Source organism: Variovorax sp. P5_A3 (assembly GCF_056400665.1).
Genome location: NZ_JBFUKW010000010.1, coordinates 105,084 through 129,015, shown reverse-complemented (window position 1 = coordinate 129,015; position 23,932 = coordinate 105,084). Strand labels below are relative to the sequence as shown.

The following is a 23,932-nucleotide window of genomic DNA, read 5'->3' as shown; positions in this document are numbered from 1 at the left end:
ACCTAGGCTTTCTCCCGGGGAGGCCCTAAATTCGAAGGCTGCCGGCGCGGCGCCTCCCCGAGCGGACCGCGAAGAAAAGGAGACACCCTTGAACGACACCACAGACATGCGGCATGTGGCCGCGGCCGCAGCCAGCGAACGCGTGCTGCGCCTCTTCGCCGAGCAACAGGCGGCTTTCAGCAAACACCCCTACCCCGGCGTCGACGAGCGTCGTACCCAACTCCGGGCCCTGAAGCGGCAGGTCCAGCGCTACCAGGATGCGTTGGCCGAGGCCATGAGCAGCGACTTCGGCTACCGGTCCGAGGCCGAGTCGAAGATGCTCGACATGCTGGGTTCGATGCTGGAGATCAACCACGCGATCTCGCACGTCCGGCGCTGGATGAAGCGCAGCCGCCGCTCGACGGAACTCCTGTTCCTCAGCAACAGCGTCGAGGTGCGCTACCAGCCCAAGGGCGTGGTGGGCGTGATCGTGCCGTGGAATTTCCCGATCTACCTCGCCGTGGGACCGCTGATCGCAGCCCTCACGGCAGGCAACCGCGTGATGATCAAGATGCCGGAGGTCACGCCTGCGACGAACGCGGTGCTCAAGGCCCTCCTGGCGGAAGTCTTCCCTGAGAACCTGGTGGCCGTGGTGGGCGAAGAGCTCGCGGACCCCAACGTGTTCACCTCGCTGCCTTTCAACCACATCGTGTTCACCGGCTCGCCGGCGGTCGGCCGCATCGTGATGCGCACCGCGGCGGACAACCTGACGCCGGTCACGCTGGAGCTGGGCGGCAAGTCCCCGGCGCTCGTCACGCGCAACTACCCCGTCGACGATGCGGCCACGCGCATCACGCATGGCAAGTCGGCCAACTGTGGACAGATCTGCGTGTCGCCCGACTACGCGCTGGTGCCGCGAGAACGCGTCGATGATTTCATCGCCGGGGTGCGGCGCACCGTCGGCCGTTTCTACGACGGCAAGACCGACGGCAACGCGAATTACACCTCGGTGGTGAACGAACGGCAGTATCAGCGCGTGCAGTCGCTGCTCGACGATGCGCGCGCCAAGGGCGCCCGGGTCGAAGCCTGCGCGCCGATGCCCATCGGCGAAGGGCGCCAGATGCCCCTGCACATCGTGACGGGCCTGACGCCCGACATGCGGGTGATGCACGAAGAACTCTTCGGCCCGATCCTGCCGGTCGTGCCCTACGACACCATGGACGAAGCCATTGCCTTCATCAATGAGCGCCCTCGCCCGTTGGCCCTCTACTGCTTCAGCCATGACGGCGCCGAACGCGACCAACTGCTGCGCCGGACGCACTCGGGTGGTGTGTCCGTGAACGACTGGGGCTGGCACGTGGTGAACCATGACGCGCCCTTCGGCGGCATCGGCAATTCCGGCATGGGCACCTACCACGGCGAGGAAGGCTTCCGAGAGCTGTCGCATGCGAAGACGGTGTTCCAGCGCCAGCGCTTCTTTCCGATCGACCTCTTCTACCCGCCGTACGGATCGTTCATCCAGCGAATGGCCTTGAAGTTCTTCCTCGGCGAGGCCGATCCAAAGGTGGCAGGAACACACGCCGTCCCATCCAACAAAGAGCAAGCATGAGCATGGAAGAGTTCGACTACGTCGTCGTCGGTGGCGGCTCGGCCGGCTGCGTCCTGGCATCGCGACTCAGCGAGGATCCCGGCGTGACGGTCTGCCTGCTGGAAGCAGGCGGCAGCGACAACAGCATCTTCGTCCAGGCACCTGCGGCGGTCGTGGCCATGCTGCCGATTCCGTTCAAGAACTGGGCATTCAAGACCGTGCCGCAGAAGGGCCTGAACGGACGCCGGGGCTACCAGCCGCGCGGCAAGGTCCTCGGCGGATCGAGTTCGACCAACGCAATGCTCTACGTCCGGGGCAATCGCTGGGACTACGACCATTGGTCGTCCCTCGGCAACCGGGGTTGGTCATACGAGGATGTGCTGCCGTACTTCAGGCGCGCCGAGAACAACGAGACCCATGTCGATTGCGGCTATCACGGCACGGGAGGCCCGCTCAACGTTGCGGAGCTTCGCAGCCCCAGCGCGCTGAACCAGGCCTTCCTGAAGGCGGCCGCGATGAGGGGTGTCCCGAACGTGCGCGACTACAACGGGGCCGAGCAGTTCGGCTCGTTCATGTACCAGGTCACGCAGAAGAATGGCGAACGCTGCAGCGCGGCCAAGGGCTACATCACGCCTCATCTGGCGCGCCCGAACCTGAGCGTGAAGACGAACGCACAGAGTTCGCGCATCGACTTCGAAGGGCGGCGCGCACGCGGCGTCACCTACACGGCTGACGGGGCGGAGAAGCAGGTTCGTGCGCGTCGCGAAGTCATCGTCTCCTCCGGCGCCTTCGGCTCGCCCCAACTCCTGATGCTGTCGGGCATCGGCCCCGGAGAGGCCTTGCAGCAGATGGGCATCCCGGTGGTCGGCAACCTGCAGGGCGTCGGCGAGAACCTGCAGGACCACATCGACCACGTTCAGAGCTATCGCGCGCGCAGCGACTCGCCGACGGTCGGGCTGTCGCTGCGTGGCGGGATGACGGTCGCGCGTGCGATCCCGGAGTGGAAGAAGCACAGGACGGGACTGATCACCACGAACTACGCCGAATCGGGTGCGTTCGTTCGCTCGTCGCCGGACGTGACGGTGCCAGACTTGCAGATGGTTTTCGTGGTCGCGATGGTCGACGACCACAGTCGCAAGATGCATCTGGGCCACGGCTACTCGTGCCACATCGAGGTCCTGCGGCCGCACAGCCGCGGCAACGTGAAGCTGGCCAGCCGCGACCCGCGCGCCGCACCACTCATCGATCCGAAGTTCCTGGACGACAAACGCGATCTCGATCTGCTGGTGAAAGGTGTGCAACTCCAGATGGGCATCCTGCAAGCGAGCCCCTTCGACCCCTATCGCGGGAAGATGCTCTATCCGGTCGACCGCAACGACACCGCTGCCATTGCCGAGGACATCCGCAACCGCGCCGACACCCAGTACCACCCCGTAGGCACCTGCAAGATGGGTGTGGCCAGCGACCCGATGGCCGTGGTCGACGATCGCCTTCGCGTGCACGGCATGGAAGGCCTGCGCGTGGTCGACGCGTCGATCATGCCGACGCTGTGCGGCGGCAACACCAACGCGCCGACCATCATGATCGGCGAGAAGGCGGCGGACATGATTCGCGCCGACGCCCGGGCCTGATCGCGTCGCGGTCGCCCACCCCATTCCAGAAACCACAGAGACAATTTCAATGAAGAGCAGCACACGCGGCATCCTCGCCGCGCTCATCGCATCCGCACTCGCGTCCGGCGCTTTCGCACAAGCGGCCGACGGCCCCGCCACCTTGCCGAAGCCAGCGACACCCGCGACCGAACGCGCCAACCAGGCGGCGGCCCGCAGCATGGCCTTCAATGACAAGCGCGACTTCGAGGATGCGACACGCGGCCTGATCGCGACCATGCCCGACGCCCTCGTGAAGACGGCCGACGGCAAGCTGGTCTGGGACGCCGATCGCTACGACTTCATCAAGGGCGACGCGCCCGCCACGGTGAACCCCAGCCTCTGGCGCCAGGAAAAGCTCAACAACGCACGCGGCCTCTTCAAGGTGACCGACGGCATCTATCAGATCCGCGGCTACGACATCGCCAACATCACGCTCGTGGAAGGAAAGACGGGCTGGATCGTCATCGACACGATGCTCACGGCGGAAATCGCCCGCGCGACGATGGCCTTCGCGATGGAGAAGCTCGGCAGCAAGAAGCCGGTGGTCGCGGTGATCTACACGCACAGCCACGCCGACCACTACGGCGGCGTGCGCGGCGTGATCAACGAGGCCGACGTGCAGGCCGGCAAGGTCAAGGTCATCGCACCGCAAGGTTTCATGGACAACGCCGTCGCCGAGAACGTGCTCGCCGGCAATGCCATGAGCCGGCGCGCCATCTACCAGTTCGGCGCGGGCCTCGATGCCAACGAGCGCCAGGGCGTGGGCAGCGGGCTGGGCAAGGCGCTCAGCAGCGGCACGGTCGGGTTGATCCCGCCCACCGACCTCATCACGAAGACCGGCCAGGAAATGACGGTGGACGGGGTTCGCATCGTGTTCCAGATGGCGCAGGACTCCGAGGCGCCGTCGGAGATGATGTTCTACTTCCCGGACAAGAAGGCGCTCTGCCTCTCCGAAGTGCTTACGAAGCACATGCACAACGTCTACACGATCCGCGGCGCGAAGACGCGCGACGCCTTGTCGTGGAGCAAGTACGCCAACGCTACCATCGACCTGTATCCCGACGTCGAAGTCGCCTTCGCGAGCCACCACTGGCCGACCTGGGGCGGCGACAACATCCGCCAGTACATGGCGAACCAGCGCGACACCTACCGCTTCATCCATGACCAGGCGATGAACCTCGCCAACAAGGGCCAGACGATGGACGAGATCGGCAATGCCGAGTTCTTCCCCAAGGGCCTCGCGACCGATGCGAGCTCACGTGGCTACTACGGCACGCTCAGCCACAACCTGCGCGCGGTCTACAACTACTACCTCGGCTACTACGACGCCAATCCGGCCAGCCTCCACAAGCTGCCGCCGACCGAGACGGCGAAGCGCTACGTCGCCGCGATGGGCGGCGAGGCCGCCGTGCTGGCGACGGCGCGCAAGGCCTTCGATGCCGGCGACTACCGCTGGGTCGCCGAGTTGGTGAACCACGTCGTCTTCGCCAACCCGGACAACGCCGCGGCACGCGCGCTGCAGGCCGACACGCTCGAACAGCTCGGCTATCAGTCGGAAGCCGGCACCTGGCGCAATGCCTACCTGGTGGCGGCGAAGGAACTGCGTGACGGCAACCTCAAGCCGCCGACATCGACCCAGGGACCCGACGTGGTGCGCGGCATGGACCAGGAACTGCTGTTCGACTACATCGCGCTGCGACTGGACCACGAGAAGACGGACGGCGTGAAGGCGAACATCAGCATGGAGTTCACCGACCTGAAGGAAACATGGGCGCTCGAACTCTCGAATTCGGTGCTCAACAACACCAAGGGCCGCGTGCTGAAGAACCCGGACGTCAAGCTCTCGCTGACACGCCCGGCCTTCCTGGCGATGCTGCTGCAGGGCAAGAAGCTGCCCGACATGGTGCAGGCAGGCATGGTGAAGGTCGAGGGCGACCCGAAGGTGCTTGCCGCGGTGTTCGCGAACGTCGAGACCTTCGCGCCGTCGTTCAACGTGGTGACGCCCTGATCCTTCACTCGGCCGGTGGCGTGTGCCACCGGTCCTTCGGCACCAGCACGGGGTCAGCGGGCTGCAGCACGAAATGGGGCGACATGATCTGCACGCCGTATTCGTTGAAGACGTCCTGGATGTGGCTGTGCAGCGCAGAGAGCACATCGAACTTGAACGCGCCGGTGTGCATGAAGACGTTGAGCTCGTATTCCACGTAATAGTCGAGCAGGTGGATCTGCCGCACGGTCGGCTCGATCGTGTCGAGCAGTTCCGGCGTGCGCTTCGCGGCCATCTTGAGCATGGCGTGGACCTGGCGCCATGGCGCGTCGTAGCCGATCGTCACCGAGGTCGACAGCGAGACGCCGGCGGCCTTCCGCGTGAAGCTCTGGTTGACGACGCGTGTGGCGATGATCACCGAGTTCGGCAAGGTGATCTCCTGGTCCAGCCGGGTCCGGATCTTGGTCGAAAGCGCGCCGAGGTCGACGACGTAGCCCTCCGAATCGCCGATCTGCACCCAGTCGCCGTTGCGAAGCGCACGTGAGTAGATGAGCACGAAGCCCGCCATGACCTGCGACACCAGCCCGGAGGAACCCAGGGTCACCAGCACGCCGAAGAAGACGCTGATGCCCTTGAACGCATCCGTGTGCGATCCCGGGATGTACGGATAGGCGACCACCAGCGCGAAGACCCAGACGAGCGCCGCGGACAGCCGCCGCGTCGCGCCGATGGTGTCGGCCTGGAGTGCGGCTGTCGAGACACCGCTGGTCCGGGCGGCTTCGAACATCGCATGCAGGCCGCGCACGCCCAGGCGCGCGATCAGGAAGATGACTGCGACGGTCGCGAGATCGGGAAGCGCATGCAGCACCGCAAGCGTCACCTTGCCCAGGAGCCCGATCATCGAACTCCCCAGGGTCTCGCCCCAGGGCCGGGTATAGGGGAAGCGGCTGAACGAGAATGCCAGCCAGATATAGACGGCCAGGAGCACCAGCGCAATCTTGATCCAGTGAATCAGGTGGGCGAGCACTGACACGAGGATCCGTCGCCAGTCGAGCAAAGGACGGTTGGTTGCACGCTCGCGCATCGCCAGTGTCCGCGCGGCGATGGCACGCGCGAAGCGCTGCAGCGCCCACACGACAAGCACGAGAATCAGGGTCGCCAGCGCCGTCCACGCGACGGAGATGCCGAACTGGCGCGCACTGCCCTGCTCCAAGCGCGCCTGCAGGGCCTCGTGCAACCGTCGGGCCGCATTGCCGGCGACTTGTTCGAGCGGCGGATCGCCCGGCTCCTGGTCCCCGGGGAACAAGGAGAACAGGGTCTCGCCCTCGAGCACCACCGCATAGCCCTGCGTCCCTTCGTAGATGAAGCTCGTGACTTCCACGGGCGATCCGAGGCGGGATGCCGGAATGTCGTCGATGCGCTCGGCGGCGCGGGCCGCCCGCTGCTGCGGCGTCAGACCGAAAGCCGGCGCGCGAAACACGAAGACCGGGCGATTGGCGACGCTCAGCGGGGCGCCCGGCAATTCGTCCGCGGAATGCGCGGCACCGCCGATCAGGATCAGCACGACCGCGGCGGTCCACAGGAAGAGGAACCGCCTCCAGGCTTCGGCAAGTCGAGAAACGCCCACGTGTTGCTTTCGTGAAACGCCCGATGATGCACATCCGCCACGGTCGCGCAAGTGCCCTTTGGTGAAGTGCGAATGAAGTGCGAAGCGTGCGGGAGGCAGTTAGTTGATGACGACCGACAGCGTCGTCCCCGGGGGAACGCGAACGGTCTCGCTGTAGGTGCCCGCCACGTTGGACCGGACCGCCGGGAAGCTCGCCAGCTTTTCCAGCTTGGACGGGACGGCTTGCGGCAGGGCCCTCCTGCTGCGGCCGAGGCTCAGCGGGTCGATCGCCGGCAGGCTGAAGCCGCCTTCGCTGCGGGCCGGCATGCTGTATTCGGCGATGCCGGCGTTCAGCGGGATGACGCCCGCGGACGCCGCCGTAAAGCGACGCAGTTCCTGCGCGATGCCGGAGTCCGGCCGCTGCGACTTGATGGCGCTGTCGAGGATGGCCGCGGAATCCTCGATGCCCGTGCTGGTCAGCAGTGCCTTGTAGAAGGCCAGGCCCAGCTGGCGGTTCAGGAAGCCGCCGAACGAGCCGGTCAATGCGTAGCTCTCGCACGGCTTCCACGCGGTCAGGGTGCAGCTGTAGCTGTCGGCGTCGCGCAGGTAGTTGGGATAGCGCGTGTCGCGAATGGCGTTGTGGCTGGGGTCGATCGACAGGCTCGCCCAGTCTTCCATCATCATCGCGGACATCTCCTCCAGCCATGCCTCGAAGCTGTACGCCGAGCCGAGCTTCACGCCGCGGCGATAGAAGTTCTGCATGTGCATCCCCTCGTGCACCATCGCCGTCGCCATCTGCTTCACGCCCGCTTCGCCGTCGAGGTAGAGCGTCTCCGAGTCCATGTAGAGACCGAGTGACTCGTTGCTGTACGCGAGGTCGCCGCTGCCCTTGGTGAAGTTGTTGAGGGCCCAGAAGTAGCCCACCATGCCATAGGGCTTGCTGTCGCGGTCGAAGTTGACGAAGAAGATGTCGACCGGCTGGCTGCTGCCCGGCAGCAGGCCGCCCGTGTCGTGAGGTCCCCAGAGCGGGCCGCCGGTCCGGACGAGCATGTCGTAGACGCCGCCGGGGCCGGCGAACTTGTCCGCCATGCGGCCGGCAAGATCGGTCGTGACGCGCGGCGCGCCGAGTTCGCCGGCTTCCACCCACAGGTTCACGGTCACGCCATCGCTGGTGGTCCGTTGAGTGACGAGCTTGACCGAGCGCTTCGAATAGTCGTACAGGTAGATGTCGCGCGGGTCGTCGGGAAGGTAAGACGCCTGCGGCACCGTCGACTTGGCGACGAGGGAAGACTTCGAGGAGTGATCGAGCAGCCTGGCGAAGCCGGTGCGGTTGAACTCGCCGATGGCATCCTTGATCGCGCCGGCATCGTCGCTCGCAGGGATGGTCGCCTTGTTCGCCACGATGCTCTGCTCGGTGGTGGAGCGCAGCACGAGGCCGGGAAGCGCCACCTCCGAGTCGCTTTCGTTCGTGAGCACGAGCGTCACCGTCTGGCCGTTGAGACCCGAGATGGCAAGTGGGATGTCGACCGGCACCTGTGTTGCGTTCGCTCCTTGCCAGATGCCGGTGCCCGTCCCCGCGTAGGTGTTGTCATCGAGTGCACTGCAAGATTTGCAAGATGCCTTGACGGCGTTTTCACCCGACACTTTCACATCGGGAGGGGCCGATGCGGCGGGCGCCATCGCCAAGCCTGCCGACCCACCGCCACCGCCACCGCCACCGCCACCGCATGCCGAAAGCGACAGTGCCACCGCCGCTGCGGCCGTCATTCTCCATACCGATTCGAATCGCGAATTGCCGCACATCTCTTGCTCCTGATTCCACGTGTTCGGCGACACGTGAAATCGGAAGCCGGTCGCGCGTCGCACAGGCCCGAAGGAACGCCGGTCGAACCGACGATCGGAAATTCGGGTTGCAAGCGGATATCGGCAGATGCGGGGAAAACTTCAGCCTATGTGGTCACCGCGAGCGCGGCTACCCAATGGCTACCCGACATGTTTCGCGGCGGCGAAGGATCGGACGGCACTTGAGGGTTCGGCACTCGTCCGCTGTTCGACGGGTACTGCGCGCTTGATGTGGCGGTCGCCGAGCAGGAAATAGGACAGCGCCGGGATCAGCACGAGAGCGCCGACCATGTTCCACAGGAACATGAAGGTCAGCAGGATGCCCATGTCGGCCTGGAACTTGATTGGCGAGAAGGCCCAAGTGATCACGCCCGCAGCCAACGTCACACCCACGAGCGCGACCACGCGCCCGGTGAAGAGCAGCGCATCGCTGTAGGCCCGTGCCAGGCTCAGGCCACGCCGCTGGCCGGCGAGCTGCACGCTCAGCAGGTACAGCGCGTAGTCGACTCCGATGCCCACCCCGAGCGCGATCACCGGCAGGGTTGCGACCTTCACGCCGATGCCCAGCAGCACCATCAGCGCCTCGCACAGGATCGAGGTGACAACCAGCGGGATCACCGCCACCATCACCGCCCGCCACGAGCGGAACGTCAGGAAGCACAGCGCGATCACCGCGGCATACACGTACAGCAGCATCGTGCGGTTGGCTTCGTGCACCACGATGTTGGTCGCTGCCTCGATGCCTGCCGAGCCGGCCGCCGGCAGGACCTGCACCACGGCCGGGTCGGTCGGATGCTCGGCGATGAAGTTCTCGACCACGCGCAGCACCTCCTGCAGCGTCTCGGCCTTGTGGTCGGTGAGATAGGCCACCAGCGGCATCACCGAGCATTCGGTGTTGAACATCTCCGGGTTGTTGACCGTGGCCTGCTGCGCGCCGTAGTTCAGGATGTCCTGGTTGCGCGAGATGGTCTGCCACTTCGGATTGCCCTCGAAGGAGCCGGCGGTGATCTGCCGCACGACGTCGGTCAGCGCGATGGTGGTGCGCACCTGCGGCAGCTGCTGCAGTTCCCAGGCCAGGCGGTCGACGTGCACCAGCGTGTCGTACTTCAGGCAGCCTTCCTTCGGCGTCTTGATGATGACCGCGAACAGGTCGCTGGACAGCGTGTAGTTCTTCGTGATGAACGCGTTGTCGCGGTTGTAGCGGGAGTCCGGCCGCAGTTCCGGCGCGCCGGGATCGAGGTCGCCGACCTGAAGCCGCGTGCTGATCGCATAGCCGCCGACGGTCAGCGCCAATGAACCGAGGATGGCTGCGAGCGCCCAGCTGCGCCTTTCCGCGAAGTGGCCCAGCAGGCGCCACACGCGCCCCCCGCGGCCGGCGGCCTGTTCCTGTTCCAGCTCGAGGCTGCGGGCGGCCGCGGCCGGGCTCACGCCGACGTACGACAGCAGCACCGGCAGCAGCAGCAGGTTGGTGAAGATCAGCACGGCGACGCCGATGCTGGCGGTGAGCGCCAGTTCGCGGATCACCGGGATCGGGATCAGCATCAGCACGCCGAAGCCGATCGCGTCCGCCAGCAACGCGGTGACGCCGGCGAGGAACAGACGGCGGAAGGTGTAGCGCGCGGCCACCAGCCGGTGCGTGCCGCGGCCGATGTCCTGCATGATGCCGTTCATCTTCTGCGCGCCGTGGCTGACGCCGATGGCGAAGACGAGGAAGGGCACCAGCATCGAGTAGGGATCGAGCTCCAGCCCCACCAGACGCACCAGGCCGATCTGCCAGAGCACCGCCACCAGCGAGCAGGCCAGCACCATCGCCGTGCTGCGCACGCAGCGCGTATAGCCGTACAGCAGCAAGCCGGCGACGATCGTGGCCACGCCGAAATACAGCATGACCTGCAGCAGCCCGTCGAGCAGGTCGCCGATGATCTTGGCGAAGCCGATGACGTGCACCTTCACGCCCCAGGGCTTGCCGTCCGGTGCGAGGCCGTGCTCGTACTTGTCGCGGATCTTGGTCTCGACTTCGCGCGAGAGCTGCCAGTAGTCAAGGCGGCCATCCTTGCCGCCATCGAGCAGCGGCGCGACGATGGCGCTCGACTTGAAGTCGTTGGCCACCAGGCTGCCGACCAGGCCCGCGCGTGCGACGTTGGTGCGCAGCTTGTCGACGCTGGCAGCCTTGCCGTTGAAGTTGTCGGGCATCACCGGCCCGCCCTGGAAGCCCTCCTCGGTCACTTCGGTCCAGCGCGTGGCCGGCGTCCACAGCGACTTGACCCAGGCGCGATCCACGCCCGGTGTCAGGAACAGGTCGTCGTTGATGTGCTTGAGCGCATCGAGGTAGCGGGCGTCGAAGATGTCGCCCTGCTCGTTCTCCACCACCACGCGCAGGGTATTGCCCATGCCGCGCAGTTCGCTCCGGTTGTTCAGGTAGTTCTGGATGTAGGGATGACCCACGGGGATCATCTTGTCGAAGCTGGCGTTGAGCGCGACGCGGGTGGCGAAGAAGCCGAGCACCAGCGTGGCGACCAGGCAGGCCAGGGTCACCGCGAGGCGGTGGTTGAAGACGGCGCGTTCCAGCCAGTTGCCGGAGTTGCGCGGGAAATCCGCGAGGTCGCGCACGACCGGCATGCGGTCGAGGCCGGAAGAGACTGCCATTTCTATTTTTCCTTGGTCGCCAGCTCGACGGTGCGCAGGCCACGCGGGCCGCCCACGACAAGCGAGGCATTCGAGCTGAACGCGACGGCGGCCAGCGGCATTTGCGGGCGCAGGCCCGAACGGGCGAAGTGGCGTCCGCCATCGACGCTGAGCACGATGTTGCCGCCCTGGTCGACGAGTGCCACGGTGCCGTTGGCCGCGACCGCGCCGCTCACGATGCTGGCGGGCAGGCCGGTTTCCACCGGCTGCCAGGTCTGGCCTTCGTCGACGCTCAGAATCGCATTGCCGCGCATGCCGAAGACCAGCACGCCGGCGCTCGTGGCCACGATGCCGAAGAAGCTGCCCTTGTAGGGCGAGACCAGTGCGCGGAAACGCTGGCCGTCGGCATCGAGCTTCAGCAGCAGCCCGGCTTCGCCGGCGGCGTAGGTCGCGCCGCGCGCGGCGCAGATGGCATAGATGCTCAGCAGGCCAGGGTTGTCGACGCGGTCGAACCACGATTCCCAGCGCTTGCCGCCATCCGCGGTGTGCAACACCAGGCCGTAGGCGCCGACCACGAAGCCCCGGCTGGGGCTCTGGAAGTGCAGGTCGAGGAAAGGCTTGTCGGGGCCGGCCTCGGCATTGCGCCTGGCTTCGTCGAGCAGCTTGCGGTCGGCGTCGCTGGCATCGGCCGCGGCGGTGCGCAGCTGCATCTGTTCAAGCACCAGCGCGTTGGCCTGGCGTCCGTCGAGCAGTCGCGTCCAGCCGAGGCCGCCGTCGCGCGTGCCGAGCACGACGCCGTCGTGGCCGGTGGCATAGCCGATGCTGTCGTCGACGAAGCCGACGGCGGTGAGGTCGATGCTCACCGGCACCATGGACTGCAACCACTGGCGGCCGCCGTCGGACGAATGCACGATGTGGCCGCGCTGCCCGACGGCCACCAGGCGGTCGCCGACGCGCGCGATGCCGGTGATGAGGCGCTGGTCGGCCAGCGCGCTCATGCGTGCGGGCAGGTCGAGCATCTCGCCGACGCTCGCATGGGCGCCCGCGGCGGAAGCCAGTGCGGCCAGGAGGATGCTGCGACGCTGCATGCCCGCTCCCGTCAGCGCACGCCGGAGCCGGCCAGGGCGTCCGCGGACCAGGCGTTGGCCGACTGCGGCTCCATGAACTTCAGGCCGACGTTGTAGGCGCCCATCAGGCCGGTCATGTTGTAGCCACCGGTGGTGAAGTCGTGGAACGACTGGCCGACGCTCGTGGGTGCCGGCACTTCGTAGGCCGGGTTCGAGTAGACGAAGCCGGCGCGGTAGATCTGGCCGCGTGCGTCGTATTCGTCCGAAGCGACGGCGATCCAGCTGTCCTCGTCGATGTAGAAGGTGCGCTTGGCGTAGATGTGGCGCTTGTCGGCCTTCAGCGTTGCCTCGACCACCCACACGCGATGCGGTTCCCAGCGCACATAGTCCGGGTTCAGGTGGTTCGGCGTGGTCGTCGCGTACGGATCCTTTGCGTAGATCAGCTTGAACGCGTTGTAGGGGACGAGCATCTCCTGCTTGCCGACCAGCTTGAAGTCGTAGCGGTCCATCGCGCCGTTGAAGACCCAGGCGTCGTCGTATGTCGAAGCGCCGGCCGATCCGGGGTTCGGCGTGTCGTAGGCGATATCGGGTGCGAGTTTCACGCGGCGCTGGCCGGGCAGGTACTGCCAGGCGCGGCGGCCGTACTTCATCGGGTTGATGTAGTCCTGCGCCAGCAGTGCTTCACCGTTGCGGCGGGCCGGCGCGGTGTAGGCGATCTTGGTGCGGAAGTAGATGTCGCTGTCGCTCGACGCGCCGGTGCGCTTCGGGTCGTAGTACGGGTAGTCCATGTAGATCTGGCCCGTGGTGGCGAGCACCGCCTTGCCGGATGAATCCACATTGATCGAGTCGTACTGCGTGTAGGAGCTCTGGCCGGTGAAGCGCAGCAGGTGGTTCCACATGACCTCGTTGCCGGTCTTCGGGATCGGGAAGGGGATGCCCGCGTAGGTGCCTTCCAGGCCCACTCCGTCGTCGGTGGTCTTGACCGCGGTGGCATTCTTCACCGTGTTCTCGAGCACGTACTTCGGGAAGGCCATCGAGCGATGCGACGGGTACACATCGACGCGCATCGTCGGGTACTTCTTCAGCATCTCCTTGGTGCCTGCGGTGAGCTTGCTCTCGTACTGCGCCATGTTCTGCGCGGTGATGGCGTAGAGCGGCTTCTCGGCGGCGTACGGATCGGGGCGGATGCCCGAGCCCTTCTCGTAGCCGGCCGGCGGCGTGGTCAGGCCGCCGGTGTATTCGGGGATCGTCTTGTCGGCACTGCCGGCGCGCTCGGCGCCGGTCTGCGTGAGTGTGGTGCCCAGCTTCTTCGCCTCTTCGGGCGTGACGGCAGCGAGGGCGAATTGGGCGGCGAGCGCGAATACAGCGCCGGTCACGAGGGTGAGTTTTTTCATGGGAATGTCTCCGTTCGGTAGGGGATCCGTCGACCTCAGAAGGTCGTCTTGAAAGTCAGCAGCACGTGGCCGCGGTCGGACAGCGAGGCGTAGGTGCTGGCCGGCACGTTCATCGCGCCGGCGGCCGTGGTGCTGTAGTCGCCGTAGAAGCCCACGTAGCGCAGCGCGAAGTTGTATTTGTTGCGCACGTCGGCGGCGATGCCGAGCGAGTAGGAGCCGTTGTTCTTGGCGCCGCCCGTAGTCACGGCCGAGACGCCGGAGAGGCCACCGCCCCAGCTCAGCGGCATCGACAGGTCCACGCCCGGATAAACCTGGAACCAGGTCGGCGTGAAATTGATCGCCAGGCCGAAGTAGTCGCGCGTCACCGCATCGACGTTGGCGGCGACCGCACTGTAGGCCGCGCTGCCCTTGAAGACAGCGGCGTTCTGCGCCACGCTCAGCCAGCGGTTCCAGGTGACTTCGGCCATCCAGGTGGCGCTGTCCCACAGCGGCGTCTTGGAGACCGAGCCGACCAGATTGAACACGCCGTGCATGGTGTTGCCCACCGCGCCGGGCGCGCCGCCGCTGGCAAGCTGCGCGGGAGTGATCTGGCCGAGCGCCGGATTTGCCAGGCCGGCGGGGAGTACCTGCACCAGCGCGCTTTGCAGCGGCATGTTGTGGCGGTAGCTCAGTTCCGCGCCGAAGCTCAGGCCGGCGATGTTCTTCGACAGGCTCAGGCCGTAGATGTCGATGTCCTTGCCGTAGAAGGTCTGGTACTGGCCGATGTAGCCGGCGCGGATCTGCGACAGCGTGGCGGCACGCGGGTTGATGTAGCAGGTGGTCGGGCCGATGGCGGTCGCGCCGGCGCGGGCGCAGGCGGCGGCTGGCACGGCGGCCACTGCGGGCGTCAGCGCGAGCTGCGGCTGGATGTCCGCGGTGCGGCGGCCGTAGAGGCCGGCCGTGCCGTCAAGCCAGTCGGGGCTCCAGCGTGCCGAGAGGCCGAAGTCGCCGGTCTTGTCGGGTTCGCCCCCGGTGGCTTGCAGCAGCCGCTGGCCCGGCCCGGTGATCAGCGACTGGCCGCCATACAGCAGCGCGTCGTTGACCGTCAGGTAGCTGCCCGATTCCGGATAGCGCGCCGCTTCCCAGTCGAAAAAGGTCTGGGCCGACAGCGCCAGGTCCGGTGCCGGTTGCACCTGCAGGTTCATCTGCGCGCGCGGGCGATAGAGCTCCTTGGCCTCGATGCCGGGCGTCGCCAGTGCCTTCCAGAGGTCCAGCGAATACTGGCCGTAGGAGATGCCGTGGATGGCACCGCCGCCCAGCAGGCTTTCGCCCCAGTAGACAGTGGTCTTGCCGAGCCGCAGACTGACGTTGGTGTCGCCGAAGTCGCGGCTGCCGAAGACAAAGGCGTCGAGCAGTTCGCCTGACGGGCCCTTGGCATAGCGGCTGGTGTAGGGCGACAGGATGCCTGCGGTCGGCAGGCCGTACGACAGGGTGTTGGCAGTGGCGTTGTTGTGGTTGTCCAGGCTGTTGTAGGCGCCGTCGGCCCAGGCCGCGCCGCTCACGCGAAAGCCGTACTTCTTGTCGACCACCATGTCGAACTCGCTCAGGAGGTCGAGCCGGTTGGCGATCATGGCGCCGTTGCCGAAGTTGCGGTCGCCGTCATCGTTGTTCGGATTGCCGAGGATCGCCTTGGACTGATCCTGCGTGCGATAGCCCAGGTTGTAGCGCACCGTGTTGTCCCAGCGCACCACGACATCCGGATTGCCGGTGTCGAACTCCATGGCGTGCGAGGTCGAGGCGAGCGTGAACAGCGCAAGCGCTGCGGAAGCCAATGCGCTGAGGCGGTGAATGGTGACCGGCATGCGCGCGAAGTGGTGAGGCATTGAATTTTCTCTTGTCTTTATTTCTGATGAGGTGGCGGTCCGCAGGCTAGGCGATCAGCTTGACAACGTTGTGATAGCTGTTCGGCAGCAACCGCGACAGCCAGAACAGCGTTGTGGACTGGTTGCCCGTCACCACGCGCTTCTTGCCTTGGCGCACGCCTTTCAGGATGGCGGCTGCACAGTCCTCCGGCGGAGTGGTCATCAGCTTGTCGCCCAAGGCCGAGAAGCGTCCCTCTTCCTGTCCAGCGTTCCTGCATCGCCGGCCGGCTCGCTCGAAGTTTGTCTTGATGCCACCGGGATGCACGCTCAGCGCCCGCACGCCAGTCCCCTCGAGTTCGCGCCATAGGCACTCGGTGAGCCCTCGAACTCCGAACTTGGAAATGTTGTAGGCGCCCTGGGCCGGAAAGCCGACAAGCCCGAATACGCTCGACATGTTGACAATGCAGCCCTCGCGCTGCGACAGCATCATCGGTAGAAAGGCCTTGGTGCCATAGATCACGCCCCACAGATTGATGCCGAGTTGCCACTCGATCTCGTCGATCTCGAGATGTTCCACAGTGCCGATCACGGTGACGCCGGCGTTGTTGACAACAAGGTGAGCAGCGCCGAAGTCGCGTTTCACGTCGTCCGCGTGCGCGAACACTGCCTCGCGCGACGAGACGTCGAGTGCGTACGCTCGCACTTCGCTGCCAACCGGGAGTTGGCGAATGGTCTGGTCGAGGCCGTTCGCGTCGACGTCGGAAAGCGCGAGTCGCGCGCCGGCTGCAGCCAGTTGCAGGGCCAGCGCTCGACCAATGCCCGAACCGGCGCCGGTGATGACGGCCACCTTGCCTTTGAAATGCGTTTGCACGATGTCTCCTTAGTTCTTGGAAAGAATATGAATGGCCAGGGCAGCCTCTTCGATGCCCTGCAGGCCGCCCCCGTTTTCCTGGATGGCATGGCGTGCGCCGTGAACCTGGCGTGCGCCGGCTTCTCCGCGCAGTTGAGTGACCAACTCGTGGATCTGGCCAAGCCCGGTCGCGCCCAAGGGGTGGCCCTTGGACTCCAGACCGCCGGAGGGATTGATCGGAATGCGTCCGCCGATGGTGAAGTCGCCGCGCTCTGCGGCGGGGCCGCCTTGTCCGAGCTGGACAAGGCCGAGGTTTTCGGCCTGGATGATCTCGCCCATGGCGGACGCATCGTGCACTTCGGCGACATGCATGTCGCCAGGCCCGAGCGCTGCCTGTTCGTAGGCTTGTTGCGCTGCGAGTCGGCCGATGTTCTGTCCAGGGGCGTCGAGGCCGCGCGTCGTGAAGCTGCGAATCACGCTTGCCGCCACTTTGACGCAGCGCGAGCCCGCTGCGCCGAGGCGGCGCAGCCCATCGTCATTGCAGACGATGACAGCAGCCGCACCATCGGAAAGCGGCGCGCACATCGGGAGGGTCAATGGGTAGGTGATCGGCGGCGCCGCCAGGACCTCGTCGATTGTGAATGGCTTGCGAAACTGCGACAGCGGGTTGTGCACGGAGTGCTGGTGGTTCTTGGCCGAAACCGCCGCGATCTGCCGCTGCGTGGTGCCGTGCGTCTTCATGTGATGCCGGCATAGCGCCGCGTAGATCGACATGAAGCGGCTGTAGGGCTTGTCCGATTCCGAACCCGGCGGTGGTTCGACGCCTGCGCCCATCTCCATCAGTCGCGCATAGTTCTGCTGCGCGCGCGAGACATCCCAGCCGGCCTCGAAAAGGGCGAGGGCCTTGGGCTTGTCGGCGATATTCATCTTCTCGGCACCCAACGCCAATGCCACGTCGCAGGCCCCGGCCTTCAGGTGCTGGATGGCCAGATGCAGCGCAGTGCTGCCGGACGCGCACGCGTTCTCGACGTTGAAGATCGGGATGCCTTCGATACCGATCTTGCCGAGCACGACCTGCCCCGGGATCGAGAACTGCCCCTGCAGCGCGCCATTGGTCACGCCGGCATAGAAAGCCGCGCCGATGTCGTGCGTGCCGCAGCGAGCGTCCCGCAGCGCCCCATTGAGCGCTTCGGCCGCCATGTCTTCGAGCGAACGTTCGAGATGACGCCCGAAGACGCTCATGCCGACGCCGGCGATGTAGATGCTGCTCATGCGCTTCAGGCCGCGGTGCGTTGGAGAAAGCGCACGAACAACAGCGAATAGATGACGTCGCCGCTGACCAGGGCCGCCATTTGCGGCGTGACGGTGCCGGATAGCCAGCCGGCCCACACGATGGCGACAATCGCCAACTTGCCCAGGATGCCAAGCGCCACGACGCCGCGATACGCGCTTGGCGACCATCCCACCATCCAATAGCCGCAGCCGAAGACGACGATGGCGCCCAGTGTGATCTGGCCGAACAGCGACTGCAGCGGTGGCTCCAGTCCCAGCGGGTGCGCGAGAAGGACCAGAATGACCACCGCGGACCAGTTGAACAGCGCGGCGGAATAGAAGAGAGCCTTGATTTGCCCGAGCGACATCAGGTCTCTCTTGAAAGAGGTGGATTGCAGCCCGCTCATATTGCCCGCCCCCTCTCGGCCCAATAGGGCGCGCGCAGGTCCTTCTTGAGGACCTTGCCTGCGGCACTGCGTGGCAGTGCAGGCGTGAAGTCGATCGTCTTCGGCGACTTCACCGGGCCGAGCTTCTCGCGGCACAGCGCCAGCAATTCATCCGCGCCGACTTCATGGCCAGGGCTCAGCTCCACGATGGCCTTCACCGCCTCGCCCCATTTGTCGTCGGGAACGCCGATGACGGCGCAGTCCTGCACTGCGGGGTGCGCCCAGATCACCTGCTCGACTTCGCTCGGATAGACGTTGAAGCCGCCGCTGATGATCATGTCCTTCTTGCGGTCGGTGATGTGCAGGTAGCCGTCGGCGTCGAGGCACCCGACATCGCCGGTGTGCAACCAGCCATCCACGATGGCCTCGGCGGTCTTGTCCGGCGCCTTGTAGTAGCCCTTCATCACCAGGTCGCCGCGCACGCAGATCTCGCCTGTTTCCCCAGTTGCGAGTATCTGATTGGATTCGTTCATGATTTCGACACGCACCAGTGGATTCGGCCGACCTACGGAAGACAGCCTTTCGTCTCCGGCAATGCGTCCGAGCACGAAATGTTCTGCCGGCGTGAGGAAGGAAATCGAGGCCGGGCACTCGGTTTGGCCGTAGCCGCCCATCATGACCGGGCCGAAGACCTCGATGGCGCGCTTGAGCTTCTCGACCGACATCGGGGCGGCACCGTAGAGGAAATATCGAAGGGAGGCGAAGTCGGCCTTCTCGATACCCGGCATGTCCAACAGCCTGTAGATCACCGTCGGCGGCAGGAAAAGCTCGGTCACCCTGTGGCGCGCGATCGCTTCCAGCAGGAGCACAGGGTCCGGCTTTGTCAGCACGACCACGGTTCCACCGCGGGCGGTACAGGGCACTGCGAGCATCCCGGCGGTGTGAGTGATCGGCGCGGCGGCCAGGTTCACCGGATACTCGTCGCCGCCATAGCTCGCGGCCGTCATGAAGTGTGCAATGAAGGCCTGCAGGCTTCGGTGCGTGTTCATCACGCCTTTGGGCATGCCGGTGGTGCCGCCGGTGGGCGATATCGCGACCACGTCGTCCATGTCGCAGGGCACGTCAGGTCGGGTGGCATTTGCCGATTCCGTCCAATCCGCCAGCGCTTCCGCACCGGCATAGGAGCCGTCCAGGCAGATCCAGCGCTGAACCTTCGGCAGGCGCTCGCGCAGGGCGTCGATCTGTGCGCCGAAGGCCTCCTGGAAGAAGACGATGTCGCAATCGAAGCTGTCGAGGATGTAGTGGTTCTCTTCGGCGGCATTGCGCACGTTGATAGGGATCCACGTCATGTTCGCACGCCACAGGCCGAGCGTGCAGATCCATGCGGTCACGTCGTTGCCTGCCCAGACGGCGCCGCGCGTGCCCTTGGCAAATCCGTCCGTCAGCAGTTGGTTGGCAATGCGGCAGGACAGGCTGCCGACTTCGTCGAAGCTGTGCTTTCGTTCGTCCTGGATGTAGGCGATGCCGGTCGGATTGATGCGCCAGCCGCGGTCGAAGAAATCGATGATGGCCATGAGGCCTCCTTGGAATCTTGGGGGGCGAGCGCATCCACTGGCCGGCGGCTGCCGGCCCGAGATGCCTCGCGAATGAATGGGTGCGTCAGAGTTGCGTGACGGTGGCTCTCGCCAACCCACGCTGCTCGAGGAAGCCCAGCAGATAGCGATGACCCAGGGCCTTGGAGGCCGATGCGAAGCCGACCTTGGCGGTGTCGCCATCGATGAGCTTGATCGCAGCCGCCGCCTGCAATACGCCGGTGGAAATGTAGGGGGTCAGGCCATGCACGGTGGCGCGCACGGCCGCGAGGTGGCCGCGTCCGATGGCGAAGTCGACGGTGCGCTGGATCGTGGTGCGCTCGCGCGGCGGCATCTGAGGCGTGGTGGAGTCGACGAGATGCTTGATCACCGCATCCTGCTCGCCCTTGCTCAGGTGCTTGTACTCGGCCTCCCACTTCTGGCCGACCGAATGCACCAGCTTCATCACCTCGTTGTCATAGAAGCCGACGGCCGACGTGCAGGACCGCACGCGCGAGTCCTGCTCGAAGAACACCGGCAGCGAGGTGCCACCCCAGGGCAGGCAAAAGATCGGCTGCATGAAATCGGGCGAGACGATGTTGTAGTTGGTGCCGGGCGCATGCTGGACCAGCTTCTTCTCCCACAGGTAGAGCTCTTGCTCGCGATACTGGCCGAAAATCGACGCGGTCGAACCGACGGTGACACCTGAGCCGGCGCCGCGCGGGCCACGGCACAGCGTGGCGGTTTCCAGCGTGTCCACGCCCTCGGTTTCGAGCGCCAGTTCGGCGGCGATTTCCGCGAAGGTATACATGTAGGAAGTAGACGGCGCCACCAGCAGCCCGGCCTGGCGGAACAGACTGCCGAATTGCTCGCGGACTTGCAGGATGTAGGCCTGCTCCCCGGTGCTGTCAAGATAGTGGCAGCCGGCCTTGAGCGAAGCTTCGACGGCCACCAGACCGAAATTCACGAATGGACCGACGGTGTTGCAGACGACCTTGGCGCCCGCGAAGGCTTTCGTCAGCGATGCGACGTCGTGGTCGCATTCGATGATTTCATAGTTGGCGGATTCCAGACGAACCACACGCTGCGCCATCATTTCACGGGTGCGTGCGGCGCTGCGGGCGACTGCGGTGAAAGGAATGTTCTGGTCGATGAGCGCGTCCATGATGAGCATGCCGGTATAGCCACTGGCTCCATAGACGACGACGGGGTGCTTTGCCATTGAGAGTCTCCTGTTCGAGTGTTGCGCTGCTTGAAGTAGGGGCTGAACGCCTCTGCCTTGCCGCCAGTGTCGTAATTTGCCGCGTGCCGCTCAATCACGGAAAGCCGGGAATTTCTTTTCACCGTCGGTTCACGGAATTCCGTGAACGCGTCAGTCACCTTGACGCGCGCCGCCTTCGCCATAGGTACTTACGTAAGCCGCAATCGAAGACCACAATGGGAGAATGCTTCTGTGATGTTGTCCTATGCTCCAAGGCCGCTATCTCTAAAGCTGTCCGCGCCTCGTCCAGTTCCTCATGAGGTCGAGCGCAACGCGGTAGCTGCGCTCCTTGCCCAATCTGCCGCAAGCGTGGTGCTGGTCACTGCTCCAGCGGGATACGGCAAATCCACCGCCATGGGGCAATGCCATCGCACGCTGCAAGGCCAGGAGATCCCGGTGGCGTGGCTGACGGTCGACCAGGACGACAACGATCCGGGGCGATTTGTCTTTCATCTGCAGTCGGCCCTGGCGCCGGTGTTTTCGAAGTTGCCTCCAAAGCGCGCCCTCGCCGATGGCGCCGATGGCGGCGACGGCGGCGATGCCGATTCGGCAGCGGGCAGCCGTGCCTACCAGCTACTCAACGAGTTGGCGGCGGTCCAAACCGGCTTTGTGCTGTTTGTCGACGATGTCGAACGTCTCGACAACCCCGAAGTACTGCACACATTCGTCCGCGTCATCGACACGCTGGGACCGGACCAACGCGTCGTGATCGGCTCGCGTTCGATGCCGGCGCTGGCACTGGGACGGCTTCGAGCGCGCGGGGCGTTGCTGGAGATCGATCGGAAAGCGCTGCGGTTCTCGATGGACGACACGCGTGACTACCTCGCCGCCCGCCCGACCTCACGAATCGACGAGCCCGACTTGGCCATGCTCCAGACCCAGACCGATGGCTGGCCTGTGGCCTTGCAGTTGGCGGCCCCACTCATTGGCTCCTCAGGCGTCAATGCGGCGCTGCGCAGCACCGGGGAATTCTCGCGGGCCATGGCGAGCTATCTCGTCGAGGACGTGCTCGCAAGACTGCCGTCGCGTCAGCTGCACTTCCTGCTGCAAACCGCCTTGTTCGAAACCTTCAGCGCCGCCATGTGCGATGCCGTCTTCGAACGCGACGACAGCATGGTTCTGCTGCAAAAGACCGAGCGCGACAACATTCTTCTGTTTGCTGTTGAATCAGAGGGCCGCGATTGGTATGAGTACCACCCGTTGTTCCTGGCATTTCTTCGCAGCCAACCGGGTGTTCCGGTCGGCGAGATGGCGAATGGGCTGCACGTCAAGGCCGCCATGTGGTTGGCCCGAGAAGGTCGATCGATACAGGCGATCCACCATGCGCTCGCAGGTGGGGCGCCCCAAGTTGCCGTCGAGTGGATGGCGCAAAGCGCCTCCGAGATGATCAACACCGGCCAGATCGATATCCTGCGCAAATGGGTCGATTCAACCCCCGAACACTTGCTGGAAGCACACCCGGACCTGGCCATTTCCGGCGCCTACGCCATGGCCATCCGGCATCGCCACACGGCCGCATTGCGGCTGATCGACGTCGCCGAACGCGTGGCTGCGGCAGATCCGCAAGTCGCCTCCGAGTTGGTGGGCGCAAGGCTGGCCGCTTTCAGCTGGGGTGACGAGGTGCCGAAGGCCACGGCACTCGCCCTCGCCTGCGTGGGCGGCTTCGACGATGCCCCACCGCGAGTTCGCGGTTTGATCCTCAACGTGGCCGCCTACGCTTGCATTTGCCGAGGAGACTACGCACAGGCACTGCACTATCTCGCCGCCGCCAAGCGCGTCTATGTCGGCGAGATCCACGGGATCAATCACACCTTGTGCTTCGAAGGGGCGATAGAGCTGCACCAGGGCAACGTCGGCGAAGCGCGCCTGCGCTTCGAGGCCACGTTGCACAAGATCATCGACGCAGGGTATCGATTCACGGATGCGTCGGGTGTCGCTGCGGCCCATCTGGCTGAAGCCCTCTACGAACAGAACGACCTCCAGGCTGTCGAGCTTCTGCTGGAAGACTACCTGCCTACGATCCGGGACGCCTGCACCGCTGACCAAGTGATCGTCGCCTTTCGAGTGGCGGCGCGCACGCACGCCTTGCGAGGGCGCGCCCAGTCTGCCCAACAGACGCTCTCCGAAATGCTTGATCTTGGCGACGCGTGGGGCATACCTCGCATAGCCTCGGCAGCCCGGCAGGAGAAGCTGAGGCTGGCACTGCTGCGCGGCGACCTGGCGAGTGCGCGCCAACTCATGACGTTGATCGAGCAAAGCGGCGGCTGGAAGGCCGAAGCCGGCCAGTTCCTCTATGCCGACGATCTCGACGATGGCTTCATCGCTGCCGTGCGGCTTTCCATGCGCTCGGGGGCCGCGCCGTCGATGATCCCGCGCGTGCAGGAGGCGGTCGCACAGGCCGAGGCGGCCCACCACACACGCCGTGCCGTGCGCCTGCGCTGCCTGCTGGCACAAGCCTATGAGGCCGCGCTCAAGCGCCCGCAGGCGCTGGAGGTGCTCGAGCAGGCGCTGGACGTTGCGAGTACCAAGGGACTTGTGCGGGTACTGGCCGACGAGCCCTGGCATCTTCAGCCCCTGCTGGATGCGATGGCGACACGAGATGGCATGCACCCCCTGCATCTGGCCACCGTATGCGACGCCATGCGACCCACCTTGACGGCGGTGCCCACGACGCCGGCCCAAAGTGCTGCCGATGGCCTGCTGAGCCCGCGCGAGCGCCAGGTGCTGCGCCTGCTGGCCGATGGACTATCGAACAAGGAACTGAGCCGCAACCTGTTCATCAGCGAGAACACTGTGGAGAGCCACCTTCGTCGCATTAACGGCAAGCTGGGCGCGAAGAACCGCATGCAGGCGGTAACGCGGGCGCGCGAATTGGGTGTGGTCTAGCGCCACCTCGCCGATGTCGAGCTCCATCCCGGCCCTGAACAGCGTCGGACGACTGGCGTGCTGAAACCGAGCGGGATTTCTGCCAGCAGCGGCGCCGCGACAGACGCGACCAGGACCCAGAAGAT

15 protein-coding genes are annotated in these 23,932 nt (G+C 65.4%); 4 read left to right on the top strand and 11 right to left on the bottom strand.

Going from position 1 to position 23,932, the window contains the following annotated elements; translation table 11 throughout:
• The first annotated feature begins 88 nt into the window (after window positions 1–88).
• Genes AC1D3B_RS17485 through AC1D3B_RS17475 form a run of 3 tightly spaced genes read left to right on the top strand, consistent with a single transcriptional unit; the run spans window position 89 to window position 5,227 of the window.
• The gene (locus AC1D3B_RS17485; protein WP_478191921.1) at window positions 89–1,588 is read left to right on the top strand and encodes a coniferyl aldehyde dehydrogenase; all 1,500 of its coding nucleotides are present in this window, start codon (window positions 89–91) and stop codon (window positions 1,586–1,588) included.
• A complete protein-coding gene (locus AC1D3B_RS17480; protein ID WP_478191920.1) occupies window positions 1,585–3,198 on the top strand; it encodes a GMC family oxidoreductase in 1,614 nt (537 codons plus the stop codon). Before AC1D3B_RS17485 ends, AC1D3B_RS17480 begins: the two co-directional genes overlap by 4 nt.
• A gap of 49 nt (window positions 3,199–3,247) precedes the next feature.
• Window positions 3,248–5,227, top strand: coding sequence for an alkyl/aryl-sulfatase (locus tag AC1D3B_RS17475; RefSeq protein ID WP_478191919.1), 1,980 nt, complete (start codon window positions 3,248–3,250; stop codon window positions 5,225–5,227).
• A gap of 4 nt (window positions 5,228–5,231) precedes the next feature.
• On the opposite strand, the gene AC1D3B_RS17470 is transcribed toward AC1D3B_RS17475, so the two are convergent.
• From AC1D3B_RS17470 to AC1D3B_RS17420, 11 genes are all read right to left on the bottom strand, one after another.
• The gene (locus AC1D3B_RS17470; protein WP_478191918.1) at window positions 5,232–6,833 is read right to left on the bottom strand and encodes a mechanosensitive ion channel family protein; all 1,602 of its coding nucleotides are present in this window, start codon (window positions 6,831–6,833) and stop codon (window positions 5,232–5,234) included.
• Between the two features lie 99 nt (window positions 6,834–6,932).
• Window positions 6,933–8,579 (bottom strand): M30 family zinc metallopeptidase, encoded by a 1,647-nt coding sequence (locus tag AC1D3B_RS17465; protein WP_478191917.1) that lies wholly within the window; start codon window positions 8,577–8,579, stop codon window positions 6,933–6,935.
• Between the two features lie 216 nt (window positions 8,580–8,795).
• A complete protein-coding gene (locus AC1D3B_RS17460; protein WP_478191916.1) occupies window positions 8,796–11,300 on the bottom strand; it encodes an efflux RND transporter permease subunit in 2,505 nt (834 codons plus the stop codon).
• Between the two features lie 2 nt (window positions 11,301–11,302).
• Entirely contained in the window at window positions 11,303–12,367 is a 1,065-nt protein-coding gene (locus AC1D3B_RS17455) for a WD40/YVTN/BNR-like repeat-containing protein (RefSeq protein ID WP_478191915.1), read from the bottom strand.
• An 11-nt stretch (window positions 12,368–12,378) separates the two neighbouring features.
• Window positions 12,379–13,740 (bottom strand): DUF1329 domain-containing protein, encoded by a 1,362-nt coding sequence (locus AC1D3B_RS17450; protein WP_478191914.1) that lies wholly within the window; start codon window positions 13,738–13,740, stop codon window positions 12,379–12,381.
• A 35-nt stretch (window positions 13,741–13,775) separates the two neighbouring features.
• On the bottom strand, window positions 13,776–15,602 hold the full coding sequence (locus tag AC1D3B_RS17445) for a DUF1302 domain-containing protein (protein ID WP_478191913.1): 1,827 nt from the start codon (window positions 15,600–15,602) through the stop codon (window positions 13,776–13,778).
• A gap of 46 nt (window positions 15,603–15,648) precedes the next feature.
• The gene (locus AC1D3B_RS17440) at window positions 15,649–16,452 is read right to left on the bottom strand and encodes an SDR family NAD(P)-dependent oxidoreductase (protein WP_478191912.1); all 804 of its coding nucleotides are present in this window, start codon (window positions 16,450–16,452) and stop codon (window positions 15,649–15,651) included.
• A 9-nt stretch (window positions 16,453–16,461) separates the two neighbouring features.
• Window positions 16,462–17,703, bottom strand: coding sequence for a thiolase family protein (locus AC1D3B_RS17435; RefSeq protein ID WP_478191911.1), 1,242 nt, complete (start codon window positions 17,701–17,703; stop codon window positions 16,462–16,464).
• A 5-nt stretch (window positions 17,704–17,708) separates the two neighbouring features.
• Complete coding sequence (locus AC1D3B_RS17430) at window positions 17,709–18,071, bottom strand: hypothetical protein (RefSeq protein WP_478191910.1); 363 nt, start codon at window positions 18,069–18,071, stop codon at window positions 17,709–17,711.
• A 35-nt stretch (window positions 18,072–18,106) separates the two neighbouring features.
• Window positions 18,107–19,663 (bottom strand): class I adenylate-forming enzyme family protein, encoded by a 1,557-nt coding sequence (locus AC1D3B_RS17425; RefSeq protein ID WP_478191909.1) that lies wholly within the window; start codon window positions 19,661–19,663, stop codon window positions 18,107–18,109.
• An 85-nt stretch (window positions 19,664–19,748) separates the two neighbouring features.
• Complete coding sequence (locus AC1D3B_RS17420; protein WP_478191908.1) at window positions 19,749–20,882, bottom strand: saccharopine dehydrogenase family protein; 1,134 nt, start codon at window positions 20,880–20,882, stop codon at window positions 19,749–19,751.
• Between the two features lie 351 nt (window positions 20,883–21,233).
• On the opposite strand from AC1D3B_RS17420, the gene AC1D3B_RS17415 reads away from it, so the two are divergent.
• Window positions 21,234–23,807: a winged helix-turn-helix domain-containing protein gene (locus AC1D3B_RS17415; protein ID WP_478191907.1), complete on the top strand. Its 2,574-nt coding sequence runs from the start codon at window positions 21,234–21,236 to the stop codon at window positions 23,805–23,807.
• Window positions 23,808–23,932 lie beyond the last annotated feature (125 nt).